The organism is Mycobacterium ahvazicum (genome assembly GCF_900176255.2).
Classification (GTDB): Bacteria; Actinomycetota; Actinomycetes; order Mycobacteriales; family Mycobacteriaceae; genus Mycobacterium; species Mycobacterium ahvazicum.
Genome location: NZ_FXEG02000002.1, coordinates 2236369 through 2246071 on the forward strand (window position 1 = coordinate 2236369; position 9703 = coordinate 2246071).

9 protein-coding genes and 2 pseudogenes are annotated in these 9703 nt (G+C 64.7%); 2 read left to right on the plus strand and 9 right to left on the minus strand.

Annotated elements, in window-relative coordinates:
* Positions 1 to 2 precede the first annotated feature (2 nt).
* From MAAFP003_RS12670 to MAAFP003_RS12685, 4 genes are all read right to left on the minus strand, one after another.
* Positions 3 to 932 carry an alpha/beta hydrolase gene (locus MAAFP003_RS12670; RefSeq protein ID WP_096287407.1) on the minus strand — a complete coding sequence of 310 codons (930 nt, stop codon included), beginning with the start codon at positions 930 to 932 and terminating at the stop codon, positions 3 to 5.
* Positions 929 to 1762, minus strand: coding sequence for an IclR family transcriptional regulator (locus MAAFP003_RS12675; protein WP_096287409.1), 834 nt, complete (start codon positions 1760 to 1762; stop codon positions 929 to 931). Before MAAFP003_RS12675 ends, MAAFP003_RS12670 begins: the two co-directional genes overlap by 4 nt.
* Positions 1763 to 2123: 361 nt before the next feature.
* Positions 2124 to 3032, minus strand: a complete 909-nt coding sequence (bphC, locus tag MAAFP003_RS12680) for a biphenyl-2,3-diol 1,2-dioxygenase (RefSeq protein WP_096287411.1) — start codon at positions 3030 to 3032, stop codon at positions 2124 to 2126.
* Between the two features lie 32 nt (positions 3033 to 3064).
* Complete coding sequence (locus MAAFP003_RS12685; protein ID WP_096287414.1) at positions 3065 to 4246, minus strand: acyl-CoA dehydrogenase family protein; 1182 nt, start codon at positions 4244 to 4246, stop codon at positions 3065 to 3067.
* A 317-nt stretch (positions 4247 to 4563) separates the two neighbouring features.
* Between MAAFP003_RS12685 and MAAFP003_RS12690 the strand changes: the two genes are divergently transcribed.
* A complete protein-coding gene (locus MAAFP003_RS12690) occupies positions 4564 to 5004 on the plus strand; it encodes a thioesterase family protein (protein WP_243393900.1) in 441 nt (146 codons plus the stop codon).
* 26 nt (positions 5005 to 5030) lie between these two features.
* On the opposite strand, the gene MAAFP003_RS12695 is transcribed toward MAAFP003_RS12690, so the two are convergent.
* The 3 genes and pseudogenes from MAAFP003_RS12695 to MAAFP003_RS12705 all read right to left on the minus strand — a co-directional run bounded on the left by MAAFP003_RS12695 (position 5031) and on the right by MAAFP003_RS12705 (position 7737).
* A complete protein-coding gene (locus tag MAAFP003_RS12695; protein WP_096287416.1) occupies positions 5031 to 5900 on the minus strand; it encodes an SDR family oxidoreductase in 870 nt (289 codons plus the stop codon).
* Positions 5901 to 6001: 101 nt separating this feature from the next.
* Positions 6002 to 6112: pseudogene (locus tag MAAFP003_RS12700) on the minus strand (SDR family mycofactocin-dependent oxidoreductase); the annotation flags it as partial.
* A complete protein-coding gene (locus MAAFP003_RS12705; protein ID WP_096291095.1) occupies positions 6112 to 7737 on the minus strand; it encodes a flavin-containing monooxygenase in 1626 nt (541 codons plus the stop codon). The pseudogene MAAFP003_RS12700 and the gene MAAFP003_RS12705, both read right to left, overlap by 1 nt.
* Positions 7738 to 7868: 131 nt before the next feature.
* On the opposite strand from MAAFP003_RS12705, the gene MAAFP003_RS12710 reads away from it, so the two are divergent.
* Positions 7869 to 8186: a 2Fe-2S iron-sulfur cluster-binding protein gene (locus MAAFP003_RS12710; RefSeq protein ID WP_096287418.1), complete on the plus strand. Its 318-nt coding sequence runs from the start codon at positions 7869 to 7871 to the stop codon at positions 8184 to 8186.
* A 259-nt stretch (positions 8187 to 8445) separates the two neighbouring features.
* Here MAAFP003_RS12710 and MAAFP003_RS12715 read toward each other — a convergent pair whose 3' ends face one another.
* Both MAAFP003_RS12715 and MAAFP003_RS12720 read right to left on the minus strand, forming a co-directional pair.
* Positions 8446 to 9336 carry an alpha/beta fold hydrolase gene (locus MAAFP003_RS12715; RefSeq protein ID WP_165796363.1) on the minus strand — a complete coding sequence of 297 codons (891 nt, stop codon included), beginning with the start codon at positions 9334 to 9336 and terminating at the stop codon, positions 8446 to 8448.
* Positions 9337 to 9566: 230 nt separating this feature from the next.
* Positions 9567 to 9703, minus strand: a pseudogene (locus MAAFP003_RS12720) (4-hydroxy-2-oxovalerate aldolase); the annotation flags it as partial.

Below are 9703 nucleotides of genomic sequence, written 5' to 3' on the forward strand. Positions count from 1 at the left end.
AATCACGGCACCAGGGCGGCCAGCTCCTCGGATGCTTGACGTCGCGCCTGGTGGGCGATGTCAAGCATCGGCATGGTCATGAAGCCGTGGATGCCGCCGTCAAAATCGCAGCGCCGCGTGCAGACACCCGCGACGTGCAGGGCATCGGCGTAGGCGATGGCCTCGTCACGAAGCGGGTCATGGCCGGCTGTGACCATGACCGCAGGCGGCAGTCCGTGGAGGTCTGCGCGCAGCGGCGAGGCGTAAGGGTGGTCGCGGTCAGCGGCTGCCGGCACATATTGGTCCCAATACCATTGCAGCGCCGGCTTCGGGTTATAGAAGCCCTTGCCAAATAGTCGATAGGATTCGGTGTCGAATTTCGCGGCCAGCATCGGGTAGAGCAGCAACTGCGCGGCAATCGTAGGTCCGCCGCGATCGCGCGCCATCAGCGCCGCCACGGCAGCTAGGTTGCCGCCCGCGCTGTCCCCGCCCACCATGATCGCGGGTGCATCGCCGCCGACGGCGCCAGCGAGGTGTGCGGCCCAACGAGTCACCGCGTAAACGTCCTCGGCCGCAGCGGGCCAGGGGTTTTCCGGAGCCCGCCGGTAGCCTACCGAAATCACCACGGCGGGAACGAGGTTGGACAGATTGCGGCACAGGCCATCATGGCTGTCGAGGTCACAAAACACAAATCCGCCGCCGTGGGCGTACACCAGGATTGGCAGGCTTGCGTCCTCGGCGTGACCGGCGGGTCGATAGATCCGGATCGCGATGTCGGCACCGGGGCCCGGGATGGTCTGGTCGTGGACCGCCGCGACCGGTTCCGGTTGGGCGGGGACCACCAACCGTTCGCGAATGGCCGCGCGTGCCTGCGCACCCGTCATCGTGTGCACCGGCGGAAAGCCCGCATCGAGGTCGTCGATCAGCGAGGCGATCTGGGGATCGAGGCTCATGCGTATTGCAGGTTGGGCTGCGGGGCGGGCAGCGGACGCTGGGGCAGCAGTGGCCGCGGCACTTGCAGGGTGGGGGTCACCCGGTGGGCACCGTCTTCGATATTGCGCCAGATGCTCACCGCGGTCATACGGACCGGGGTGGTCAGCCGCTGATCGAACACCATGCGATTCATCGGCGCGCATACCGACACCGCGGCGATCGCCTCGCCGGGACCACCGATCGGGGCTGCCACGCAGCCAAAGCCCAGCAGCGATTCTTCGCGCTCGACGGCGACGCCGTGAGCGCGCACTTTGGCCAGCTCGGCGGCCAGTTGCGAGCTGGTGGACACCGAATACTTCGTCTTGCGGGCGTCCAAGTCGACCGCAAGCTCCTGGTCGCCATAGGCCAACAGCGCCTTGCCGACCGCGGTACAGTGCGCGGGTTGGCGGCCGCCGACCCGCGTCGGAATCACGTTAAGCAGCCGGTCACCGATTTTGTCGAGGTAGACCACGTCGGGTCCGTCCAGCACCGCCAAATGAACGACAAGCCCTGTGGCGCGGTGCAATTCGCCGAGTAGGGGAGCGGCCGCACGGACTAAGCGGTCCTGGTGCACGGCCAACGACCCCAGTTCGACCAGGCGCATGCCCAGCTCGTAGTCACGGCCCTCGCGGCGTAGCCACCGCAGATGTACCAGGCGCTCGAGCATCCGATGTGCCGAGGAGCGCGGCAGACCCGTGCGCCGCACGATCTGGGCCAGCGTCAAGCGCCCCGGGCCGTCGAAGGCGTCAAGGAGCAACGAGATGCGGTCGATGACGGCAGTGGGAGTGGCTGATTCCAAGGGCGCTGACATTGGTCCTCCAAAGCTCCATTGCGTCGGACAGCGATATCTCTATTAGAGATATCGCTTTTTGTACCATAAGCATGTGGTTGTTGTCACACAGCGTGCGGAGAGTCGACGGTCGGCCACCCCGGTTATCGCTGACGACGAGAGGGATCAGTGCAGGTCAGGGACAGCAGCTCAGCATTCCGCGGGGTGGCCGCCTCGGCGCGGGTCATCCCGCCGCAGCGTGCCCCTATCGATTACGCCGACCGGGTGCCCAGGGACATGTGAGCCGCTCCGCTACGGTAGCCGCCAAATTCTGCGCATGAGTTGATCGACGACCGTCTGTAGGTCGAATCTGGCAGGCCGCGGTTGGTCGAGGATCAGGGTGTTATGGGCGCATCGCCGCTGGCATTTCGCCGACCCATTGGTGGCCCCAGTAGCTGTCGGCGGTGATTTCTTCTGCGGTGTAATGGTTTTCGTCGACCCGCATGCCTTCGGTGCCGAATTCGATGTCCCAGTCGCCGGGCGCCCGGACGTAGAAGGAGATCATTTTGTCGTTGGTGTGCCGCCCCAGCGTCGAGGACAACTGGAAGCCCTCGGCGCTGACCCGGTCCAGCGCCTGGCCCACCGCGTCGAGGGTGTCGACCTCGACCATGATGTGCACCAGGCGCGGGTCACGCATGTGCGCGGCCGGACAGATCGCCAGGCTGTGGTGTCGTTCGTTGATGCCGAGGAAGCGAACCCGCACGGGGCCATACTCTTTCGGCAACGGCACCCGGAACGCGCCGCGCGACCGGAATCCCAGCACCTCGGTGTAGAAGTCGAACACACCGCCCGGATCCATGGCCGGTACCACGACATGGCCCAGGCCCTGATCGCCGGTCACGAACCTCGCGCCGAACGGGGTGACGACCGGGCTGTGATCGAGCACCGCGCCGTGGAACACCTCGAGTGCGGTGCCGGCCGGGTCGTCGAAGGTGATCACCTCTTCGACCCGGCGGGCCTCGGCCTCCTCGACCGACAACTGTTTGAACGGCACCCCGGCGCCATCGAGGGCCGCTTTGACCCGCTGTAGCGCCGGGTGGTCGCGGACCTCCCAGCCGATGGTGAGCACCCGATCGGTCTCACCCGGCACCACGATCAACCGGGCGGCGCGCTCATCCATGCGCAGATACAGCGCCGACGGGTCCGGACCCTTGCCCTCCGCGAAACCCAGCACCCCGAAGGCGAATTGCCGCCAACGGTCGATGTCATTTGTCGAGATCGTAATGTAACCAAGGCTTTTCAGGTCGGTCATGTCACTTGCCTTCTTTAGGATTCTCGATCCGGTTAAATCATCGCCCGCAGCGGACCCTGCGGATCGACGCCCAGTGAGCTAAGCGCCGACGCGTGATACACCGTGCCGGGTACGTGGATGGCATGCATCTGGCCGACGTGGACGTCACGCCAGTACCGCTGCAGCGGCTTGTCCATCCGTGCCGCGTTACCGCCCGAGCGGGCGAAGATCTCGTCGACCGCCGACACCGCGCGCCACACCGCGCGCACCTGCGTGCGACGCCCAGCCGCGCGATCGGCGAACGACACCTCCTTACCGGCGGCGACCATGTCGTAGATGCGGTCGGCGTTGGCCAGCAGTTCCTGGCGCGCGGCGTTGATGTCGGCGGCCGCCTCGCCGATCGCGTGCATGACATACGGGTCGTCCTTGATCGCGGTTCCGGTGGCGCCGACGCGCTCGCGCTGATAGTCCAGGTGCGCGGCCAGTGCCCCCTCGGCGATGCCGATCGTCGCCGCGGAGATGCCCAGCGGGAACATCGTCGACCACGGCATCAGATACAACGGCTCGGTCATCCCGGCCTCGCGCTGGGCGGTGCCGTCCATCACCTTGGTGGCGTCCATGGTCCGGTAGGCCGGCACGAACGCGTCGGAGACAATCACGTCCTTGGAACCGGTGCCCCGCAGCCCCACCACATTCCACGAGTCCTCGACGATCTCGTAGTCCTTGCGCGGCAGGATCATGTGCAGCATCTGCGGCGGCATCAACGGGACGCCATTCTCGTCACCGAGCATGGCGCCCAGGATGATCCAGTCGCAGTGGTCGGTGCCGGAGCTGAACTGCCACCGCCCGTTGAACAGGTAGCCGCCGTCGACCGGCTTGGCCACGCCCTGCGGCGCGTACGGAGACGCCACCCAGGTGTCGACGTCATCAGCCCAGATCTCGGCGGCGACCTTCGGGTCCGCGTAGGCCAACTGGTAGGGATGCACGCCCACGACACCGACGATCCACCCCGCCGCCGGATCCAATGCTGCCGTGGCCATTACCGTCTCGGCGAACTCGCGGGGATGGACCTCCAGGCCGCCGTGGGACTTGGGCTGTAGCAGTCGGATCAATCCGGCTGCCTTCATGATCTTGACGGTGTCGTCGGTGAGACGACCGATCCGCTCGGCTTCGCCGGCCTGCTCGCGCAGCTGGTCGGCCGCCGCGGCTACCTGGTCAATGACCCGCTCGCTCATATCTCTGTCCTTACGTGTGTGGGCCTATTGATGATGTATCGAAGTCCCGGCCTTACTGGACGCTGTTCCCAGTGAGCGGACGCCGGAATTAGAGGGCCTCGCCCAGCGAAGTGTCATCGTCGCTGGCGGTCAGCGAGTGTCCGTTAGCTGGGACCGGTACGGCTGCACGTCATCATCGGGCCTAGCCTCAAACTGTGAACCAGGACCAGCGATCAGCACTTCGATGCGGCACAGACCAACAGGCACCCCACGCGGCGGAGCAACGCCTGCCGTCGGCTGCTCAAGTAGCCGAATTGTCTTGTGCTATCACGCGCCGCGTGACCAGTGACCTCATCGACGGGAACGGGCACATGAACGTGGTGCACTATCTGGATTTCGGTTCCGACGCGGCCGATGCGCTGGTGCGCCGCATCGGGGTCGACGAGACCTACCGCGCGAAGCGCCGTCTCGGTCTCTTCACCGCCGAGCACCACCTGCGCTACTACAGCGAACTGATCAAAGACGACACGGTCGATGTATATGCCCGTGTATTGCAGCGCTCAGCCAAGGTCGTGCACCTGATGTCGTTCACCGTCGACCGACACCGGCAGCGGTTGTCGGGAACACTCGAGATCGTGTTGGTCCACGTCGATCTGGTCCGACGTCGCCCCGAAGCGATACCTGCTGATATCGCAGCGGGTCTCGATGAGCACATCGGGTCCTCCTCGAGGTTGGGCTGGGTGGCGCCGATCTGCGGCGCGATGGGTGTGCGACCCTGACCGCCGATTGTTCGGCGGCGCGATGATTAGTGCGGTCGACGGGACCGCCGGCGGCCGAACATCGCCAGCCGCCACGCATAGCGCAGCAGTTGCGGGGCGGGGACCCGGTCGGGCCAGTCGTCAGTCCGCAAGTAGGCATCAGAGCCGCCATCGACGAAAATCACGCTGCCGCATAGAAAGTCGGCAGCATCTGAGAGCATGAACACCATCCAGTCCGCGAGTTGAGCAGGGTCACCGAACTCATCAAGGGGCACCGGGAACGAACGGACCGCTTTGGCTTGACGCGGCGCGGCCAACTGCGCCTCGAGCAGCGGGGTCATCACCGCGCCCGGGGCGATCGCATTCAGCCGGATGCCCGCCCCCGCCCACGCCGGGCTGACCGCGTTGCGCCGCACCCAGCGCGCGACCGCGATCTTCGAAGCGCCATAGGCCATCGCGGGTGCGGTAGATCCGAACACTCGCAGCGCCTGCTGGGCCGCGGCAGCATCGCGCTTGAGCAGCGCCCGCACGGCACGTTTGGGCACCAACGGCATGGTTGTCGACGAATTGCTGCTAACGACAACTACTTTCGCGTTGCCCGCGGCGGCCAGCGCGGGCCGCCAAGTCTCGGCTAACTCGACCACCCCGAAAAAGTTCACTTCCAAAATTCGGGTCGCACTACCCGCGCCGGGGACGGGACCCACTCCGGCGGCCAGCACGATACCGTCGAGCCGACGGTCGGTGGCAGCAGACACGGCAGCAGCTGCCGCCTGCCGCCCGTCAGGCGTCGACAGGTCGGCGACGACCTCGGCGTCGTGGATATCGACACCAATCACACGATGACCGCCGACCCGCAGTTTCTCTACGACAGCGCGACCCATGCCCGATGCCGACCCGGTAACCGCGTACACACCCATCCGCGTATCCGCTAGGCCTTAGCGAGAAGGCCGGCGTCAACGACGGCGCACCCGGAGTTCACCGCGCGACTTTGCAGTGCCTGGACACCGTTGTCGCCAGCGTCCAGCGCGATGGCATCGGCGCCTTCTTCGGCGAATCGCTCGCAGTGAGGGCGCCCGGTTCCGCGCCCCGCGCCGGTCACCAGCGCCACACGACCTGACAAATTCGCCATCATGGCGCCTTGAGCAACGAGAACCCTTTGTACCCGGCCTCGGCGACCGCGTTGCAAATGTCGAGATAGCTGCCAAAACCTCCGAGGAACAACATAAATACCCGCGGCTTTCCGGGCACGTTGGCGCCCATGTACCAGGAATCGGCCTTGGTGAACAGCGTCGATTCGGCGCGGCGTGCACACTCGGCAACCCAGTTGTCGACCGCATCCGAAGTCGCCTCGATCGCGGTGTAGCCGTGATCGTCAAGATATTTGATGGAGTCCGCGATCCAATCCACATTCGCCTCGGCGTGCAACACCATGTTCGCCAGCACCGCGGGTGCGCCGGGGCCGCACACCACGAACAGGTTGGGAAAACCGTCAACGCCCAAACCCAGATATGTACGCGGCCCGTTGCTCCAGGCATCGCGCAGCTTTTTGCCGCCCCGACCTACGATATCGATCTTGGCCAGTGCGCCGGTCATCGCATCAAAACCCGTCGCCAACACGATCACGTCCACGTCGTAATGGGCGTCGCTGGTGGTGATACCGCTGGCATCGACCGATTCAATGGGCGTGTTGCGCACACTGATCAACGTTACGTTCGGACGGTTGAACGTCTGAAAGTAGTTGGTGTCAGTACAGATTCGCTTCGTGCCGATCGGATGATCGGTGGGGATCAGCAGCTCGGCCACCGCGGGATCGTCAATGACGGCACGGACCTTCTCCTCGTAGAACTTGCGGGCCTCATCGTTGGCGGCCTGGTCAATCATCTGATCAGAGAAGGTCTTCGAGAAGAGTACCCCCCCGAGATCCCACCGCTGTTCGAACGCAGCCCGACGTTCCTCGGGACTGGCCTGCATCGTCAGTTTCGGATGAGCGATGTGCGGTGAGCCGCCGCCGCTGCGCCACGATAACCGTCTGCGCTCAGCGTAATCAGCCTTGACCCGCGCGCGGTCGTCGTCGGTGAGCACCCGGTTGCCCGCGGGCACACTGTAATTCGGGGTGCGCTGAAGAACATAGAGATGCGCAGCCTGTTCGGCAATGATCGGAATCGACTGGATACCTGAGGATCCCGTCCCAATCACCGCAACCCGCTTGCCGGTGAAGTCGACCGTCTCATGTGGCCATGTCGCCGTGTGATAGATCGCGCCGGCGAAACTGTCGAGACCGGCAAAAGGCGGGGTCATCGCCGCCGACAACGGACCCGTAGCCATCACACAAAACCGCGCCGTGATCCGGTGTCCGGCCTCGGTGGTCACCGCCCACCGCTGGCTTTCCTCGTCAAAAACCGCCGCCGTGACGCGGGTGTTGAAAACGATGTCGCGGCGCAAATCGAGCCTGTCGGCGACCCAGTTGATGTAGCGCAAGATCTCGGCTTGGGTGGCGTACTTCTCCGACCAGTCCCACTCCTGTTGCAGCTCATCGGAGAAGGAGTAGCAGTAGTCCACGCTTTCCACGTCGCAGCGGGCGCCGGGATACCGGTTGAAATACCAGGTGCCGCCCACGTCCGGGCCCGCCTCGAACACCTTGACTGTCAACCCGTTAGAACGCAGCTTGTGCAGCGCGTAGAGCCCAGCGAAGCCTGCACCGACCACCACCACGTCGATATCCGGCTCGAACCGGTCATTTCTGCCACTCGTCACGGATGCCACCATAGGTCCTCAGCGGCCCAACTCCGAGGGGATGTCCCGGTGACCGGACGCCGCGATGGTGACCTCCCGTCCATCGGAATCAGACCACGACATCAGACGCTGGCATGCCAACAATCAACCGTATGGCAGAAGTCGGAGAACAAGCCGCTGCGCTGCGCACCGACGTGCAGGCGGCCATCGTCGACGTCGAGCTAGACGGTGAGAGGCACCGCCTGCGCTGGCCGCGCGAGCAGACCCTCGTCGAGGTGATGCTGGACGCCGGGATCAACGTGCCGCACTCGTGTCGTGAAGGACACTGCGGCTCCTGCGTGGCCACCGTGATTTCCGGTGAGGTCGAGATGGCAGGCGGCGATGTGCTGGGACCCGAAGATCGGGCCGAGGGCTTGATATTGGGCTGTCAAGCCCGGCCGATAACCGACACCATCCGCATCGAATTCTAGGGGCATCAATGGCACCCTATGGATTGCACCCTAGCGGTACGTCGAGGACTGGAACATGGCCAGCCGGGCCGACATTCGCGCGGATCCGACTGTTCTATCTCGAGGACAATGCGATCAGCACCTCGCAGCTCGTGCGCGACCGCGTTCGCTGCCGCTGAAGTCGGGCTTCCGGCTTCAACCTTGGGACACCCGGTAATCAGCACGCCGCTGCGCACGATTATCCCGTGGCAAGACTGGTGAGAAGTAGCCCGTTGTCACTTCATGAGTGAGGCCGCGACAGGAAGGCCAGCACAGTGCTTTCGAATGCTTGCTTGGCTTCGATCATCGACCAGTGTCCAGAGTTCGGGAAGATGTGGAGTTCGGCGTTGGGGATGGTGCGCATCGGGATGAGCGCCATGTCAGGTGGGCTCACTCGGTCATCTCGGCCCCACGTCAGCAATGTGGGTGCAGTCAATTTGTGCATCGTCGCCCACGGCAACGGTTGATCGGAGGTGTGCAACGCCGTGTTCATCGCAGCGAACGCTGCTTTGCCATACATGCGGCGCGCGGCGGACAGAGTGTCCGGATCGGTAGCCAAGCGCCAGCGTTCCTCAATCAATTCCTCGGTAACCAGCGACTGGTCGTAGACTATCGATTTCAGCCAGTCGACGAGCCGTTGCCGGGTCGGGTCCTCGACGAACTCCTGCAACAACCGGATACCCTCACTGGGACTGGGGCTGAAGATGTTGGCCCCGATGCCGCCGATCGTCACCACCCGGTCGATGCGGCCCGGATTGCCGATGGCGAAGTTGATGCCCACCCCGCCGCCCATCGAATTGCCGACGATGTGTGTCTTGCCGACGCCGAGGGCATCCAGAAACGGCGCGACGGTGCCGAACGCGGTGACCATCGGGTGGCCGCCGAAGTCGTCGCTGATGCCGAAACCGGGGAATTCCAGGACGATGCAGCGGAAGTGCTCGGCAAAGCTGGGCAACACGCCGCGGAAATTGCGCCATCCGGTGACTCCGGGACCTGAACCGTGCAGGAACAGCACCGGCGAGGCCGTCGCTGACTCCGAACCGGTGTCGTAATAGCGCAAAATCCCTTGGGGTAACTGGATTTCGCGCAGATCGTGTTCGCCGACGCCGATTCGTTCAGAAGTGTGTGTCACGGATGCGACCCTGCCACGACGTGGCGCGCGAGATGCGGCGGTGTTCCGCTGACCGGGTGGCGTTCTCATCCGAGTCGAGCGAGCGCGGCCGACGGCGAGGGGGCAGCAGACGACGCGGCTTGACGAAATCTTGTGCCGCACAGCCACCTTGCGGTCCGCGTGATGGCGGCACCGGTCGCTTTGGCTCGATGGTGATCGGTGTGCCCTGTCCGTGCTCGATAGCAGCGGACTCAGCGCGCCACCGCGGTGCCGTTTTCTTGCTCGCGTTTGATTTCTAGGGCGATGTCGATGAGTTGGTCTTCTTGGCCGCCGATGAGTTTGCGTTGGCCGGCGCGGTGCAGGAGTTCGTGGGCGGGGACGCCGTAGC